The organism is Catellatospora sp. KI3, from assembly GCF_029948125.1.
Lineage (GTDB): Bacteria > Actinomycetota > Actinomycetes > Mycobacteriales > Micromonosporaceae > Catellatospora.
The window spans coordinates 60,783-77,628 of sequence record NZ_JASAMB010000012.1 but is presented as its reverse complement, the minus strand read 5'-3'; the positions used below and the strand labels follow the sequence as shown (position 1 = coordinate 77,628).

Here is a 16,846-nt window from a genome sequence, read left to right as displayed (position 1 = left end):
AGGCAGCATGTTCCGCCCAGTCGAGCAGGTGCTCGTCAACTGCTCCGTCTACGACGCCGTCAGCGACACCGTCCACCCCGACCACGCGGTATGGGTCGACCCCGCCGGCATGATCCGCGCCGTCGGACCCGTCGACGACGTACTGGCCGAAGCCCCCGGCCGGACCGTCGTCGACCTCGGCGGCGGGTACCTCATGCCCGGCCTGACCAACATGCACGTCCACCTGTCGCTCGGCCTGCCCGGCCACTTCGGCGACGAGGTGCACCGCTCCGACCAGGCCGAACTGGTGCTGCTGATGGCCGACTCGGCCCGGCGCACCCTGCACGCGGGCATCACCACCGCCCGCCTGGTCGGCGAGAGCCGGTACGCCGACTTCGCCCTGCGCAAGGCCATCGACAAGGGCGCCGTCGACGGGCCGCGCATCTTCACCGCCGGGCACGCCCTGTGCTGCACCGGCGGCCACGGCTGGGACGCCGACGCCCTCGAGGCCGACGGCGCCGACGGTTTCCGCAAGCTCACCCGCCAGCAGATCCGCGCGGGCGCCGACCTGATCAAGGTGTGCATCTCCGGCGGCATCGCCGGGCAGCACGAGGCCATCGACACCCCGCAGCTGCTCGACGACGAGATGGCCGCCGTCATCCAGGTCGCCCACGACTGGGGCCGCAAGGTCACCGCCCACGCCGGACCGGCCGACTCGGTCCGCCGCGCCGTCGAGCTGGGACTGGACTGCGTCGAGCACGGCTACGAACTCACCGACGACGTCACGAAGCTGATGGCCGCGCGCGGCGTCTGGTACGTGCCCACGATCGTGGTCAGCCGCTGCGAGCAGTTCTTCCGCGACTCAGGCGTACCCGGCTGGCTGATGGACCGGGCCCTGGGCGCCGGACCCCGGCACTGGGAGAGCCTGCAGCTGGCCATCCGCAACGGCGTGCCGATCGCGCTGGGCAGCGACATGCCGCCGCACGCGGGCTACGACGAGACCACCGCGACCGTCCGCGAGCTGGAGTTCATGGTCGACGCCGGGATGAGCACCGCCGACGCGCTCAAGTCCGCCACCGTACGGCCCGCGCAGTGGCTCGGCGCCGACGAGCGGCTCGGCACCGTCGAGGCCGGCAAGCACGCCGACCTGATCGTGCTGCGCGACGACCCGACCCGCGACATCGGCGCGCTGCGCACCCTGCACCTGGTCATGAAGGGCGGCGTCGTGTACCGCGACGACACGAATCTGACCCGGAGGTTCGCCCGATGAGCACCGTCACCGAGGTCGCCGACGCCTACCTTGCCGCACTCGCCGCGATCGACCCCGACGCCGCCGACGTCGTCGGCCGCCCGCTGCCGCTGCGGTTCGGCGACCTGTCCCCGGCCGGGTTCGCCGCCCGCACCGACCTGGACCGGCGCACCCTGGCGCAGGCGCGCACCGCGACCGCCGCCACGACCGCCGAACGCGCCCTCAAGGCCGCCCTGGTCGACCGGCTGGAGAGCGACCTCGCCCTGTACGACGCCGGGTTCACCACCCGGCTGCTCGCACCGCTGGCGACCCCGGTGCACCTGACCCGCCAGGTCTTCGACCAACTGCCCCGCGACACCGAAGCCGACTGGACCGTCGTCGCCGAGCACCTGGAAGCGCTCGGCGACGCCCTGGACGCCTACGCCTCGACCCTGCGCGACGCCGCCGACCGGGGTCACCTCGTCGCCCGCCGCCAGGTCCTCGCCGTCGCCGACCAGGCCACCGCCTGGATCACCACCGACGACTTCTACGGCAGGCTCGTGTCCGCCCACCCCGGCGGCGGGTGCCACGACCGGCTCGTCGCAGGAGCCGACCAGGCCGTCGCGGCGACCGGCCGGTTCGTCGACTTCCTGCGCACCGAGCTGGCCCCGCGCGCGGGGACCGTCGACGGCGTCGGCCGCGACCTGTACGCCGTCACCTCCCGCAGCTTCCTCGGCGCGCGGGTCGACCTCGACGAGCTGTACGCGTACGGCTGGGACGAGCTGCGCCGCACGGCGGAGCAGATGCGGCAGGTCGCCGCCGAACTCGGCCACCCCGACACCGCCTCGGCCATGGCCGCGCTGGACGCCGACCCGGCGTGGCGGGTCGCCACCGGACCGGCCCTGGAGCAGTGGCTCAACGAGCGCGTCGAGCAGGTCACCGACGCCCTCGACGGCACCCACTTCGACATCCCGGCCCGGACCCGCAAGGTGCAGTGCCGGCTCAGCCCGGCGGCCTCCGGCGTCATGTACTACACCCCGCCCGACGCCGCCCTCACCCGCCCCGGCGGCATCTGGTGGGCGGTCCCCGGCGGCCAGGCCGAGATCCCGGTATGGAGCCACGTCGGCACCCTGTACCACGAGGGCCTGCCCGGCCACCACCTGCAGTTCGCCATCACCATGACCACCGACGAGCTGCACCCGTGGCAGCGCCACCTCTGCCACGTCCACGGCTACGCCGAGGGCTGGGCCCACTACGCCGAGCGCCTGGCCGACGAACTCGGCCTCTACCGCGGGCCCGCCGAACGCCTCGGCATGCTCTGCGGCCAGATCTGGCGCGCCGCCCGCATCGTCATCGACATGGGCCTGCACCTGGACGCCCCCATCCCGGCCGGCAACGGCTTCACCGACGCCACCGCCTGGACCACCGAACTGGCCGTCGACTTCCTCGCCACCGTGGCCGGGCTCGACCGCGCCACCGCCCGCTTCGAAGTGGACCGCTACCTCGGCTGGCCGGGGCAGGCGCTCGCGTTCAAGGCCGGCGCCCGGCTGTGGGCCCAGGCCCGCCACGACGCCGAGACCCGCGCCGGAGCCTCGTTCGACCGCAAGCGGTTCCACGCCGACGCGCTGCGGCTGGGCCCGATGGGCCTGGACCCGCTGCGCGCCACCCTCACCGCCCTCACCCCCAAGGACCGACCGTGACCACGTCCGACATCGCCGCGGTCATCACCGCGATGTACCGCTCCCTCGGCGACCGCCCCGGCTTCGACGCCCACCTGCACCCCGACCTGACCATGTGGGAGTCCGACGCCCCCGCCCTGCTGCACGGCCTGCCCGCCCTCGACGACCTGCGCGACCGCCGCGCCGCCGCCCGCACCAGCGCCCCCGCCCGGGGCGCGGTCACCGTCGCCCCCGAGGAGCTGCTCACCGAGGCCTGGGGCGAGACCGGCCTGGCCCGCTACCTGCTGCGCGCCCGGTACGCCGACGGCGGCCGCGACGACGTCTTCCGCGTCACCGACGTGCTGCGCCGCGACGAGACCGGCTGGCGCATCGTCCACCACCACGCCGAGGAGCTGTCATGACCGACCAGCCCGTGACCGACCTGTACGACCTGCGCGTCGTCGTCGAACGGATCGAAGGCCGGTCCGTGTGCGGACTGAAGGTCGGCGACTACATCGACCTGACCGAGTCCAACCGGCTGTCCACCCCGCCCGGCGGCCACTTCTGCCTGTACGCCCTGGCCGCGTGCATGCCGCTGCTGCCTGCCAAGCAGCGCCCGCTGCCGCCGGGGGACTGGCTCGAAACCGACTGCCACGTCGCCTGCCCCGACCCCGACGAGCGGCTGATCATGCGCATCGAGCGCACCGGCCGCCGCACCATCCCCACGGACGAGCTGACATGACCCAGCGCCTCATCGGACTCGGCGTCCAGTCCGACAAGACCGCCGCCGAGTACGCCGCCATCGCCCAGCTCGCCGAACGGCACGGCTTCGACGTGCTGTCCGTCTTCGGCGACCTGATGTACCAGCCGCCGATCTTCCCGCTGCTGGTGGCGGCGCAGCATACGAGCCGGATCGGGCTGGGGCCCGCGTGCCTGAACCCGTACACGATGCATCCGGCCGAGATCGCCGGCCAGATCGCGGCCCTGGACATCGCCTCGCAGGGCCGCGCCTACCTGGGCCTGGCCCGGGGCACGTGGCTGGACCAGGTCGGGGTGCCGCAGGAGCGGCCGCTGCGGCGGCTGCGCGAGACCGTCGACGTGGTGAACCTGCTGCTCGGCCAGGACCCCGCCGGTTACCGCGGAAGAGAGCTGTCGATCGCACCCGGGACGGCGCTGCGCTACACCCCGCACCGGCCGCGCGTGCCGCTGCTGGTCGGTACGTGGGGGCAGCGGACCGCCGAGCTGGCCGCGACCGTCGCCGACGATGTGAAGGTCGGCGGGTCGGCCAACCCGGCCATGGGCAAGACGATGCGGGGCTGGCTCGACGCTGCCGCCGTCAAGGCCGGGCGGGCGCCGTCCGAGGTCGGGCTGACCCTGGGCGCGGTGACCGTGGTCGACGAGGACGGCGAGGCCGCGCGGAGCCTGGCCCGGACCGAGGTCGCGATGTACCTGGCCGTGGTGGCCGACCTCGACCCGACCGTCGAGATCGACCCGGAGCTGCTGGCCCGGGTGCAGGCGCACGTCGGACGCGGCGAGCATGTGGAGGCAGGTGCGCTGATCAGCGGTGACCTGCTGGATCTGTTCGCGTTCTCCGGTACGCCGCACCAGATCGCCGCGCAGGCCGAGGCGGTGTTCGCGGCCGGGGTGACCCGGATCGAGTTCGGCACCCCGCACGGGCTCACCCCGATGCGCGGCGTGGACCTGCTGGGCCGCCGCGTCCTGCCGACACTGCGCAGCTGAATGCGGCGTGGTGGTGCCTGCACGGGAGCGCAGGCACCACCACGGTGTTCCCGCATGGGACAGGTCGCAGCTCAGGGGACGATTACTGCCCCGGCTAATTCCAGACTGTCCAGAACCAGTTCGTTGAAGCCGCACGCTCTTGAGAACCTTGTGCCCCGCAGGTGATCATTGACGGACGTCCTAGAGATGATCTCTCCGTTGGAGATGAGCCGGTGAGCGATCTCTCCAGAGCCGGACACCGACAGGAACGACTGGCCATCCGGGTGTGCGATCACCTTTTCGACCCCCAGCGCAACCTCGTGCTCCCAGAGTGCGGGTCCAGTCGGCATCGGCCAGGCGCTCACCCCTCGGCCGGTTCCAACGATGACCACGTAGGTCGGGACGACAAGCAGGTTGGACGATGGCAATTCGGCTGAGGATTCGACGCTACGCTGCCAGACGGACTGCCCGTCTAGGTCCAGCAGATCGACTGTCCAAGATCCTTTCCTCGTCTCCGAGTGTTGAAGCAGGAAGTCAGAAGCCCACACTGTCCGATATTTGAGTGAAATGGAGCGTCCCCATCGACCGTCATCGAGCAGTGCAAACATCTCCGACTGGCCTGCCAGTGATGAATAGAGGAGGCGTAGCTCGCCAGAGCGTGTGTACCGCATCTGCACTCTGGAGGTCAATGCGTGGCGCAAAGGGTCGGGTGGATCGAACTGCGCCACCGGTCTCAGGCCGTCCTCTAATACGATGCAGTATTGGTTGATCCCTTTATGCCGGGTAAGGACGGCCATCGCGGGCTCCGACCGCCATTCCATCGGCACTATCTGTACTACTGACCTGCCTTGAAGCGCGCGGCGGGTGGAGCCGTCCGGATCGCGTACGATGAGGCCGTTTGTTGCGCTGATCGCGACTTGCCCGTTGGTCAGCGCGGCGACACTTCTTCTGCGGTCGGTCGGTCCGATTTTTTCGTGCTCCGGGGAGTCGTGAAGGTTCCCGTTCTCCCAGACGGCCGAGTCGGTCAAGGCGCCAAAGTCGGTGCATACAATTGATCCGAAGCTTGTCACCGCAACCTGGGGTGTGAACGTCCGCAGCACCTCGACGTCGGTGATGAAGGCACCCGTCAGGTCGGCTCCGGTGATGCTTGTCCACCGCATAGCCACCCCGGACAGGTCTGCACCTCGCAGATCGGCGTGGGCGAGACTGGAAATCGCCAGGTCGTGGTGGGGATTGGCGCCGGCGAGGTTCGCACCGGCGAGATTAACCCCGGCCAGGTCGGGTGCTGCGAATCTGAGGAGGTTAAGGCAGTTGCCGCCGAGGTTCTGAGGATCGGGTAGGGATCCTGTGGTTCTGGCGAGTGCCAATAGTTGGTCCTTGACCTGGTCGGTGCCCGAGATCATCGACCATAGGAATTGGAACGTGGTGAATTCGTTGAGTGCTCTGCCGAATGTCGAGGCGAGCCGATCGGAGGCTTCAGCCGTGAACCGGCTCAGCGCGGGCAGAGCTCCATTGGTGCGGTGTTGCATGAAGTACTCCGACCAGCGGTAGTGGCTGCCATCGGAGCGGGGGTCGGCGTTCACGAGGTCGAGGAAGTCGTCATCCAGCAGGCCGAGCTCCGCGCCGAGCTTGTAGGCGACGAAGAACTCCAGCAGCGAGCGGTGGGCCGGGCTGTAGTCGCCGTCGGCGTTGCGGACCAGGAGGGTCTGGGAGCGCATGTCCTGATCCCAGTGGTCGATGTCTTTGGGGGAGCTGACGGCGGTGCCGAAGTGCGTTCGCAGACGGTCCGGGAACTCGCGGTAGTTCAGGCTCATTGTGCTGGTCGACAGCATCTCCCACGCTAGCTCGCAGAGGAAGTAGAGCTTGTCGGGGCGGCCGGTGAAGGTTCGCCCTTCGCGGATGTCGCGATCCATCTTGCGCCGGACGGCGTAGAGGTAGACCCGTGCCATGTCGATGCGCTGGCCGGCGCCGATGTCGGGCAGCGCCTCAAGGACCAGCTCCGACATGACCGGGCGGCGCAGCAGGTCACGCAGTTCCTCGTTGTTCATCACGACTTTGACGTTGTACTCGTCGGTGATCCCGGTCAGCACCGCGCGGATCTGGTCGACGTCCATCGGTGCTATCTCGATGATGTCGAAGCGGAGCGGTTCGACATCGGATACCGCGGCCGCGTGCACGTTGCCAGCCAGTAGCTGACGGGTACCCTCCGCATCAGGGAAGTGCTCGGTACGGCTGCTGAGCAGTACCTTCGCACCGGGCTCGGCGACCTTGGCCAGCTCCCAGAAGTTGCTGACCATGACGTTGCGGTCGACCCGGGCGGCCATCTCGTCGAAGCCGTCGAAGATGAGTAGCAGCCGTCCCATCTTGTTGAGGTGCTGGAAGGTGCGGTAGTTCAGCTCAAGCTGATGCTCGGCGAAGAAGAACTGGGAGATGACCGACTCGACCGTCGCGGCTTTCGCATACGTCCGCAGCGGGATCAGCAGGGGTAGCCTGGGGCGGGGCAGCCCACGTCGCTTGGCCTCGCGCCACAGGCGACCGAGGCGCCAGGCGAAGTGCAGCGCGAACCAGCTCTTTCCGGTGCCGAACTCACCCAGCACGGACAGGTGCTCCTTAGCGGGGTCAGCCAGCCATCGGTGAACGTACTCGGTGAGCCCGCCGTCCTTCCAGTCGTAGAGACTGGGCTGCTCTTCGCCAGGCTCCTCCCGTCGACAGGACAGCTCGACGTATCGCTGCTCCATCCGCAGTTTCCTGACTGTGTCCTCCAGCCAGTCGAGGTATGGCTCGAAGTCGGCGTTGAGGTCGATTAGATCGTCGAAGGTCAGGCACAGGACCGACGGCATTTCGGCTGCCCCTTGGCGCGCGGATGGGCTGATCCGCTGTTGGGCGATTACCCACGCTCCATCAGCCGCATGCTCTCGGACCGCCTCGATCGCGCGGCTGACATAATGCTTCATCAGCTCACCGTCCACCACCAGGATCACCACGGTCCCGTACCTGCCCGGTGTGACCGGTGCCCGAAGCGTCCAGCTGTACGTGGTGTCATCGTGGCCGAGCTCAGCGGTGACCCGGTAGTTGAGGGTGGCGAACCAGGCTCGGACATCGGAGTTCAGGCGCTCCAGCGGTGTCGCGCTGCCCCGATGGGGCTCGCGCTCCTGCCGGTGCTGCTCCTCGTCCTGGCGGGCCAACGCAACACGTGCCATCTCGCCGAACTTGTCCGCCGGTATTTCCAGCAGATCGGCGGCGATCCTGGCCGGTAGTGCGTCGAGCTGATTCTCGAAGTGGACCTGCAGTGCGTCGAGCTTGTTTTCGAAACGGGCCTGTGCTGGCGTCCGGCTTCGCGTCACCCAGTAGTGGAACCGCTCGATGACCGGCCCGATCTCATCGGCGATCCGGTATGGCAGATGTCCGAACTCGCTGGACTCTGCATTGCGTTCGACCGCGCCGGCGACCTCTTCGAGTAACCGGCTGTAGTCGTCCGAGTGGAATGAGTCGGTGAACGCCTGCCGGACGTATTGGTCGCGGAACAGTGCGAGCACGGGTGCGGGCTTGCCGTAGAGGACGTCGATCACAGTGCGGGCGTACAGCGCTCCGAAGTCCGCAGGTGGCACCGGTCCTTCCAGGCGGAGCTTGCGCAGGACGGCGACGATCTGGTCGTTGCGCTGTGCCGCCTCCGCTGCGGGTTTGACCGCTACAGCGGACAGAAATTTAAAGGCACCGCCCACGTAGTCCATTGGTAAACCGGTACCAGCTCGAAACTAGTAACCAGCCGGTATGTCAAACAGCCGACACCTCCGCAAAGCCTTGCAGACCGCAGACGGCCCTTGCGGTGTCTACACAGTCGCCCATCCACCGAACGGTGGATAGGCGATGGCGCTGTTGTGTCCCCCTATGCTTGGCCGCGACGCGGATGTGCACGTATTTGTGCCTGGGTGGGGGACTGGCGACACTTGAAAGCAAAATCGACGTATTTGGATACTGGGCCGGTACGTCGCGGATACGCCTGACCGACCGGGAGGCGCTCGGCGGCGTACGGACGGGACCGACCCCAACGTCCCGCCGACCCTCCAGGAGGACGCCCAGTGACCACTACTCCGCAACGTACCCGTACCAGCCGGCTGCTCATGGCCGCCGTCGGCGCGGTCACCCTCGCCGCCTTCGTTCAGCCCGCGGCCGCGACCGCCGCCCCGCGCTTCGGCGCCGACACCCTCGCCGCGGTCGACGCCGCGGTCGACCGGTCCGGCGTCGTCGGCATCTCCTGGTACACCGACACCGCCGCCGGGCGGGTCGTGGTCACCGCCGACGCCACCGTATCGCCCGCCGCGCTGGCCACCCTGAAGCAGGCCGCCGGAGCGAACGCGGGTGCGCTGCGCATCGAGCGCAACGCCGGGGTGTTCCGCCCGACGGTGTCGCCCGGCGACGCCATCTACGGCGGCGGCTACCGCTGCTCGCTCGGCTTCAACGTGGTCAAGGGCGGCGTCTACTACCTGCTGACCGCCGGGCACTGCGGCACGCTGGTGAGCACCTGGTACACCAACTCGGCGCAGACGACCCTGATCGGCGCGACCACCGGGTACAGCTTCCCCGGCAACGACTACGCGCTGGTGCGCTACGACAACACGTCGCTGAGCCACTCGGGCGGCTACACCGTCGCCGACGCGTTCGTGGGCGAGTCCGTCACCCGGGACGGGTCGACCACCGGCGTGCACAGCGGCAAGGTCACCGCGCTCAACGTATCGGTGCGCTACAGCGGCCACCCCGGCGGCAAGGTCGGCGGCCTGATCCAGACCACCGTCTGCGCCGAGGGCGGCGACTCCGGCGGCCCGCTCTACGACGGCAACAAGGCCATCGGCCTGACCTCCGGCGGCAGCGGCGACTGCCGCTCGGGCGGCACGACCTTCTTCCAGCCGGTCCGCGAGGCCGCCGACGCGTACGGCGTGAGCCTGCTCTGACCGACGTGCGTCATGCCCGGCACCGGGAACCGGTGCCGGGCACGAACATCAGTCTGCCCGGCGCAGTCGCATGGCACCATGCATCGCATGAGTGAAGCAGGTACCTGGGGGTTGCATCACGACGGTGTGCTGGTCGCACGGATCATCGTGACCGGCGGCGACTTCCCCTGGATGCACGGGCGTGTCGAAGCCCTGCCCGGGTTCGACGCCATCCGCCCGCTCTTCACCGAGTCGGAGGCAACCGGCGCCGCAGAGGACGTCGAGGCTCACCGCCGGATGCTCGCCGCGACCTCCCTGACCTACCCCGAGGGCGATCCCGTCGCTGAGTACTGGCTGAAGATCTTCGACGACGGCACCTGCGGCTGGCGCTGGCACGACGACGAGCCCTTCGACGACTGAACGACCGAGTATTCCGGGTCACCGGGCGCACTCTCCGCCGGACACGGCAGAGGGCGTCCAGGTCGGCTCGTGAGAAGCCGGCCTGGACGCCCTCCGCGTCGGTCAGGGGGCGATGAACAGGAGCTTCGCCCGCCAGTCGGTGCCGTCGAGGGACGGTCCGCTGCGTACCGTGAACGACCCGCTCGGCACGCCACCGGCCCACGCGGTGGACGAGAGGTCGCCGGTGCTGCGGTTGACCTTGTAGAGGGTGGTGCCCGACAGGAGCAGCCCGCCCGCGTCGGCCATGCCGCCCACGCCCGCGACGGTGAACTTGTCGGCGCCGACGACCCCGCTGTCGGGGGTGAACCAGCGCCAGTACAGCTCGTTCGACCCGGCCAGGGTGTAGTAGACCCGCCCGGCCGTGTAGAGCATCGCGGTCACGTTCGGGATCTCGGCGTAGAAGTTCACCGTCGAGCCGGCGTACGTCTGGCCGGAGTCGTTGTCCACGGTGTCCCAGTACGCGTCGTGGTACGGGTCGACCAGCGTCGCCGTGCCGAAGGCGGTGCCGTTGAAGGTACGCCGCCACAGCGCGCCGTTCATGCCGTAGAACAGCGTGCCGCCGACCCAGAAGCCGCCCCGCACCGTCGACCAGGCCGTGCTGTCGGGGTTGGCGACCGCGCTGGTCGCCCCGACGGTGGTCGCCCCGTCGTAGGACCGGACCAGCACGTCGTCGGCGTTGCCGGCCGGCGGCGGCCCGGTCTTGACGATCTCGATGCCGTTGATCAGCGGGTTCTCGACCACGTGGCCGAAGTCGAGGTCCACCGAGCCGTCGCTGACGACGGTGAAGGAGCGCATGGTGCCGACGTCGTGCCCGGCCGACCCCGACAGGTCCAGGTTGGCGAGCACGGTCGTGCCGTCCAGGGCCACGTTGAAGACCCGGGAGCCGGGCGAGGCGGTGCCGCCGTACCGGTTGGCGAAGTAGAGCCGGACCTCGACCTCGGTCCCGGCGGTGACCGGGAACTGCCAGCTCATCTCCGGGGCCGAGCCCGGGTCCCAGCGCTCGGAGGAGAACAGCGCGGCCGGGGTGCCCGCGGGCACGGTGGCGTCCACGGTCGGCACGGTCCCGTACCCGGCGGTGCTGCTGTCGGTGTTGTGGTACGGGCTGGGGCTGCCGCCGTCGTCGCCCGCCCAGTCCGGGCCGTTGTCGGTCGCGGCGACCGCGGACCCGCCCGCGTTGACGCGGTAGAGCACATTGGTCGGTACGGGCACGCCCGCCCGGTACACGTTGCCGGGCAGCGCGGCCGTGGTGGTCGGGTGCGGGGCGCTGCCGCCGGTCAGCGGGAAGAACGCGATCCGCTCGCGCCGGTACTGGTGGTCGCCGATGAAGGCGGTGTCGGAGCCGACCCACAGGCCGCTCGGGGTGACCAGCATCTCGGAGGCGCCGACGCCGCGCGGGTGCCGGCCCGGGTTCCAGGCCAGCGGCAGGCCGTTGAGCGGGTCGAGGGCGGCGATGCTGGCCCGGCCGACCGCGCCGGGGCCCGCGCTGTCGCCGCCGAAGCTGTTGTTGAGCCAGCGGGAGTGCCCGCCGACGTAGACGGCCTGCTCGCTGATGTCGACCGACAGGAACGTGTCGCCGCCGGTGTAGTCGACCCAGGTCGGCTGGGTGTCCGTGCCGGTGGCGGCGGTCTCCCAGCGGGCGGCGGCGTCGCACAGCGTGCCCGCGTTCGGGGCGCCGGTGGACACGACCACGAAGTAGCTGCTGTCGGGCGCGTACGCGATGTCGCGCATGTACGAGTCGAACGCCCACCAGGCGCAGCGCGGGGTGTAGCGGGTGGTGTTCCAGGCGGCGATCGTCGCCGCGCTCGGGCCGAGGTCCAGCTTCACGATCTGGTCGTGCAGGACCGCGTCGGCCTTCTTGAAGTTGCCGATCACCACGAGCACCTGGCCGTTGGGCGACAGCGCGAGCTTGCTGGCGCCGACTCCGGCGCTGGAGCCGCTGACCCCGTCGTAGTTGTGGTTCTCGGTCAGGGTGGTGGTCAGGTAGCTGTCGACCGCGCCGGTGGTGGCGTTGAGGGAGGCGAGGCCGCCGCGGGGGACGGTGTTGCCGGCGGTGGTGAAGATGCCGCCGACCAGCAGCCGGTTGCCGGCCAGGGCCACGTCCTTGACCGCGCCGTTGAAGGCGGGCCCGGCGAAGCTGGTGACCACCGCGCCGGTGCTGACGTTGAGCAGGGCGACCTTGCGCCGGGTGACCCCGTTGACGGTGTTGAACTTGCCCGCGATGTAGACCGTGCCCGTGGTGGGTCCGGCGATGACGGCGGAGACCTCGCTGTCGACGGTCGGCGCGAACGCGGTGTCGACCGTGCCGGTGGCCTTGTCGAAGGCCAGCACATAGTTGCGGGTGATGTCCACTTCGGTGCCGCGGTTGCGGACGGTGGTGAAGTCGCCGGCCGCGATGATCTTCGTGCCCGCGTCGTAGATGGCGTTGACGGTGCCGTTCTTGATGTCGGGCGTGGCGGAGGAGGGCACCGCCTTGACCACCGTGGTGTGGTTGGGCGCGGCGGCCGCTGGTACGGCCGCGCTGACGCCCGCCGCGGTGAGCGCCAGCGCGGCGAGCGCGGCGAGGGCACGGCGGGGCATGGTCGAACGAGGTGTCACGGGCACTCCGAAGGGGCGTACTGGCGGTGGCGGCGGGCGCGACATACCCGCCGGGCCACCGAGGACTGGCGCATCCCATACCCTCTGCCACCGGTCGCTCACCGTCCAGCGCCCGCCGGGTTTTCTGCCTGTCCACCCCGCAGCCCCGTCCGACCACCCGACGCCGGGCGGCGGGACAGCCGGGCCGACCGTACGAAAAGGCGGCGCGAGTCGGTTGTTCGGTGCGTCCGGCCGGACAAAAGATCAGGTGGGGTGGAGGGTCGGCGGCGAGTGGTCCATCCCATCCGGCAGCGTGGATGTTTTTGGCACGCCGGCCACAAGCTCATCACAAGCCCGATGCCCGATGATGCGCTGCATGACGATGAAATCGAGGATGCTTCCCGCGCTCGTCGCCGGTGCGGTGGCGCTGGCCACCGTCATCGCCGCCACCGCCGTCGGCGACCAACCGCGCGCGGCCGCCGACTGCCAGCGGTCGGTGGCGATCGACCCCCAGGTCACCGTCTCCGAGGCCGCCGCCACCCTGACCTTCACCGTGTACACGGCGTCGTGCGCCGCGGCCGGCTCGGTGTCGTACGCGGTCACCGACGGCACCGCGCACCGGCCCGGCGACTTCGCGCTGGCCGGCGGGGTGCTGCAGTGGCCCGCGGGCGACAGCGGCCTCCGGCAGATCCAGGCGGTCATCGTCGGGGACGCGGTGACCGAGGCGCTGCTGGAGGACTTCACGGTCACCCTCACCAACCCCAGCCCGGACGTACGGATCGCCGCCGCCACCGGCCGGGGCCGGATCTTCGACAACGACACCTCGATCCGCGCCGTGACCGCGGACAGCCGCCTGTGCCTGCTCGATCCCCGTACGTCGCCGCCGCCCTCGCCCTCGCCGACGCCGTCGCCGAAGCCCGACCCGGGCACCGTCGTGCCGTGCACCATCGAACCGGGCAACATCGTCAGCACCCCGCTGGCCACGAACAACCCGTCCACACTGGACCAGGTGGTGACCGTGCGGACCTCCGACGGGGACCTGACGGCCGGGCTGGACTACGTGGCCGTCAACCGCACGCTCACCGTCCCCGCCGGGCAGACCGGCGTGTACGTGCCCGTCCAGCTGCTGCCGCACGCCTTCACGCAGAGCTGGAAGTACTTCAACCTCACCGTCACCTACTACTCGGGCGGCACCGTCGTGACCGGCACCGCCAAGGTGACGCTCTGGCGTTAGCCCAGTAGGGACATGTTGGCCAGGGTCCGCGCCTCCAGGCCCCGGTCGTCGAGCTCGCGGCACCGTGCCAGCGCCCGCCCGAAGTGGTCCAGGGCGCTGGCGTGCTCGCCGCGCGACAGGTGGACGAGGCCGATGGCATTGGACGTCTCGGCCTCGCGCCGCTTCTCGCCGTTGCGGCGGCGGATCGCCAGGGCCAGCCCGAAGTGGTGCAGGGCCCCGTCCTCATCCCCGGCGGCCAGCCGGGCCTCGCCGAGGTTCTGCAGCACGGCGCCCTCCAGGTGGGCGCTGCCGAGGTCGCGGGCCAGCCGCAGCGCCCGGTCGAGTGCTACGTGGGCCAGGTCGAAGTCGCCGAGCTGGGTGTGGATGTCGGCGATGTTGTTCAGCGCGAGGGTGATCCCGGGCAGGTGGTCGTCGGCGGTGTGCAGGTCCAGCGCCTGCGTGAAGGCGTCGCGGGCGTCGGGCAGCCGCCCGAGCTGGGCGTGTGCGTGGGCGATGTTGTTCAGCGCCATGCCCTGGCCGCGCTGGTCGCCGCCCTCGCGCATGAGCTCCAGGGCCCGGGTGAGCTGCCGCAGGGCGTCCTCGTGGCGGTGCGTGACGTTGCAGGCCACCCCCAGGCCGCTGCGCATGAGCCGCTCGCCGACCGGGTCGTCCAGGCGCAGGGCGGCGGTCAGGCCTTCGCGGCAGATCTCGGCGTAGGCGGCCCAGTGGCCGCGGTGGGTGTAGTAGCTGGCCAGCAGGTAGGTCAGCTGCCAGGTGACCTGCGGTTCACCGTGGGCGGCGGCGTGGCGGGCGACGGGCAGCAGGTTGGGGCGTTCGCCGTCGAGCAGGGACAGGACCGTGGCGGCGTCGGGCAGCGGCGGCAGGTTCGGGGGCGGGCTGTGCCAGGACAGTTTGACCCGGTCGCGGGCGGGTTCGAGGGTCTGGTTGGCGGTCTCGGCCAGGGCCAGGTACCAGGTGAGGGTCGCCGCGCGGGCCCGCTGCGCCTCGTCGGGGCCGCAGCGTTCGACGGCGTAGAGCCGGATCAGGTCGTGGAAGCGGTATCGGCCGTCGGCGACCTCGGTGACCAGGTGCACGGCGGCGAGTTCGTCGAGGGCTTCGGCCACGGGCCGGCCCGCCACCGCGGCGGCCAGGTGCGCGGTGAAGGTGGGCCCGGGATGGTGGCCCAGGCGCCGGAACAGGGCCGCGGCCGGCGGGCTCAGCGTCTGGTACGCCGAGGCGAACACCGCCCGTACGCTGCGGGAGTCGCCGGGCACGGTGAGCGTGTCGAGGCGGTCCCCGCCGGTGAGGTCGGCGACGAGTTCGGCCAGCGGCCGCAGTGGCCGGGCGGCGAGTTTGGCGGCGGCGATGCGCAGGGCCAGGGGCAGCCGTCCGCACAGGTCGACCAGCCGGTCGGCGTGGGCCGGCTCGCGGTCGACCCGGTCGTGGCCGAGGACCCGGCGCAGCAGCAGCGACGCGTCGGCGTGCGGGAGGGTGTCGAGGCTGATCGCCACCACCTCGTGGTCCAGGGCCAGGGCTGTGAGCTGGTGGCGGCTGGTGACCACGAGCAGGCTGTTGCCGTCGGGCGGGACCAGCGGCGCGATCTGTTCGGCGGTGGCGGCGTCGTCGAGCAGGATGAGCATGCGCCGCTCGTGCAGGGCGGAGCGGTAGCGGCCGAGGTCGTGCGGTGCCGCGTCGGCGGTGACGCCCAGGGACCGCAGCAGGTGGGCCACGGCCTCGGCGGCGGGCATGGCGGTGGCCGGGTCGTGGCCGCGCAGGTCGAGGAACAGCTGCCCGTCGGGGTAGCGGTCGATGACCCGGCGCGCCCAGTGCACGGCCAGGGCGGTCTTGCCCATGCCGCCCGGGCCGGAGATGACGGCGATGCGGCCGGTGCCGTCGACCATGGTGTCCAGCGCCGCCTCCTCGGGGGCGCGGCCGGTGAAGCAGCCCGCGGCGGCGGGCAGTTGGGCGGGCCGGTCGGCGGCGGTGGGTCCGTCGAACTCCAGCGACGGGTCGCGGCGCAGTACGGCCACGTGCAGGCGCTGCAGCTGCGGGCTCGGATCGACGCCCAGCTGCTCGGCCAGGTGCTCACGCAGCCGCTGGTAGGCCCGGACGGCGTTGGCGTGCCGCCCGGACCGGTACAGGGCCAGCATGAGCAGCCCGACCAGGCGCTCCCGCCCGGGGTCGGCGGCCAGCAGCTGTTCGATCTCGTCGGCGGCGGTGGCGTGCTCGCCCAGGCGCAGCCGGGCGTCCCACAGGTCGTCGAGGGCGCTCAGCCGGGCCTCGGCCAGCCGCTCGATCTCGCTGACGGCCCAGCCCGCGGGTTCGCCGTCCTCGAAGGCGGTGCCGCGCCACAGGCCGAGGCCGTCCAGCAGATGGGTGGCGGCCTGGGCGGCCGCACCCTGGGCCAGGGCGCGGCGGCCCAGGTCGGTGTGCTCGTGGAAGCGGGCCACGTCGGTCTGGGCGGGGTGCAGGTCGAGCAGGTAGCCGGAGTCGCGGGTGACCAGGACGCCGGGCAGGCCGCAGTCGTCGAGGGCCTGGCGCACCCGGGCGATGTGGGAGTACAGCGACTGGGTGGCGGTGCGGGGCGGCTGGTCGCCCCACAGGGCCTCGGCGAGCCGGTTCGGTGACACGGGTTGGCCGGCGCGCAGGCCGAGCACGCCGAGCAGAGTCCGTTGGCGGCCGCCGACCAGGGCGGCCCGGCCGCGCGGGCCGGTCACCTCGATCGGGCCGAGCAGCCGTACCACCTGCGTGCCGGGCGCGGCGGGCTGGCGCCGGTCCTCGTCGGCCAGGTCGCGCAGCGTGGCGAGCTTCCCCTGCTCGGCGGGGGAGGCGCCGAGCAGCCGGACGAGGGTGTCGAAGCGGTCGGTCGGGGGCAGCGTCTTCCCGGTGAAGTAGTGCGCGATGATGCCGGTCGACCAGCCGGTCCGGGCGGCTAGGGCCCGGTAGGTCAGCTCCGCGCCGCCGCGCCGCCGGGCGTCGCGCCGTTTGAGCTGGCGCAGGGTCCGGGCCAGCTCCTGCAGGGCACCCCCGTCGGCCATCGGACTCCTCGATAGACGAACCTGAGTTTGTCATCGTACTGGCCGCGCAG

The 16,846-nt window shown here is 71.0% G+C and carries 11 protein-coding genes; 8 read left to right on the top strand and 3 right to left on the bottom strand.

Annotation, left to right across the window (positions count from 1 at the left end):
- The first annotated feature begins 7 nt into the window (after nucleotides 1–7).
- The 5 genes from QEZ54_RS20050 to QEZ54_RS20030 are packed head-to-tail and all read left to right on the top strand — an operon-like array spanning nucleotide 8 to nucleotide 4,605.
- Complete coding sequence (locus QEZ54_RS20050; protein ID WP_281306197.1) at nucleotides 8–1,249, top strand: amidohydrolase family protein; 1,242 nt, start codon at nucleotides 8–10, stop codon at nucleotides 1,247–1,249.
- Entirely contained in the window at nucleotides 1,246–2,907 is a 1,662-nt protein-coding gene (locus tag QEZ54_RS20045; RefSeq protein ID WP_281306196.1) for a DUF885 domain-containing protein, read from the top strand. The genes QEZ54_RS20050 and QEZ54_RS20045 overlap by 4 nt, the downstream gene beginning before the upstream one ends.
- The gene (locus QEZ54_RS20040; RefSeq protein WP_281306195.1) at nucleotides 2,904–3,287 is read left to right on the top strand and encodes a nuclear transport factor 2 family protein; all 384 of its coding nucleotides are present in this window, start codon (nucleotides 2,904–2,906) and stop codon (nucleotides 3,285–3,287) included. Before QEZ54_RS20045 ends, QEZ54_RS20040 begins: the two co-directional genes overlap by 4 nt.
- Nucleotides 3,284–3,607 carry a TIGR04076 family protein gene (locus QEZ54_RS20035; protein WP_281306194.1) on the top strand — a complete coding sequence of 108 codons (324 nt, stop codon included), beginning with the start codon at nucleotides 3,284–3,286 and terminating at the stop codon, nucleotides 3,605–3,607. Before QEZ54_RS20040 ends, QEZ54_RS20035 begins: the two co-directional genes overlap by 4 nt.
- On the top strand, nucleotides 3,604–4,605 hold the full coding sequence (locus QEZ54_RS20030) for an LLM class flavin-dependent oxidoreductase (RefSeq protein ID WP_281306193.1): 1,002 nt from the start codon (nucleotides 3,604–3,606) through the stop codon (nucleotides 4,603–4,605). Before QEZ54_RS20035 ends, QEZ54_RS20030 begins: the two co-directional genes overlap by 4 nt.
- A 71-nt stretch (nucleotides 4,606–4,676) precedes the next feature.
- On the opposite strand, the gene QEZ54_RS20025 is transcribed toward QEZ54_RS20030, so the two are convergent.
- Nucleotides 4,677–8,315: a pentapeptide repeat-containing protein gene (locus QEZ54_RS20025; RefSeq protein WP_281306192.1), complete on the bottom strand. Its 3,639-nt coding sequence runs from the start codon at nucleotides 8,313–8,315 to the stop codon at nucleotides 4,677–4,679.
- Nucleotides 8,316–8,663: 348 nt separating this feature from the next.
- Here QEZ54_RS20025 and QEZ54_RS20020 point away from each other — a divergent pair, with 348 nt between their 5' ends.
- Nucleotides 8,664–9,533, top strand: coding sequence for a S1 family peptidase (locus tag QEZ54_RS20020; protein WP_281306191.1), 870 nt, complete (start codon nucleotides 8,664–8,666; stop codon nucleotides 9,531–9,533).
- A gap of 87 nt (nucleotides 9,534–9,620) precedes the next feature.
- The gene (locus QEZ54_RS20015; protein ID WP_281306190.1) at nucleotides 9,621–9,932 is read left to right on the top strand and encodes a hypothetical protein; all 312 of its coding nucleotides are present in this window, start codon (nucleotides 9,621–9,623) and stop codon (nucleotides 9,930–9,932) included.
- 102 nt (nucleotides 9,933–10,034) lie between these two features.
- Here the strand turns inward: QEZ54_RS20015 and QEZ54_RS20010 are convergent, their stop codons facing one another.
- Nucleotides 10,035–12,548: a malectin domain-containing carbohydrate-binding protein gene (locus QEZ54_RS20010; RefSeq protein WP_281306338.1), complete on the bottom strand. Its 2,514-nt coding sequence runs from the start codon at nucleotides 12,546–12,548 to the stop codon at nucleotides 10,035–10,037.
- Between the two features lie 373 nt (nucleotides 12,549–12,921).
- Between QEZ54_RS20010 and QEZ54_RS20005 the strand changes: the two genes are divergently transcribed.
- Nucleotides 12,922–13,779: a Calx-beta domain-containing protein gene (locus tag QEZ54_RS20005; RefSeq protein WP_281306189.1), complete on the top strand. Its 858-nt coding sequence runs from the start codon at nucleotides 12,922–12,924 to the stop codon at nucleotides 13,777–13,779.
- Here the strand turns inward: QEZ54_RS20005 and QEZ54_RS20000 are convergent.
- Nucleotides 13,776–16,796: a BTAD domain-containing putative transcriptional regulator gene (locus QEZ54_RS20000; protein WP_281306188.1), complete on the bottom strand. Its 3,021-nt coding sequence runs from the start codon at nucleotides 16,794–16,796 to the stop codon at nucleotides 13,776–13,778. The two genes, QEZ54_RS20005 and QEZ54_RS20000, sit on opposite strands and share 4 nt — an antisense overlap.
- Nucleotides 16,797–16,846 lie beyond the last annotated feature (50 nt).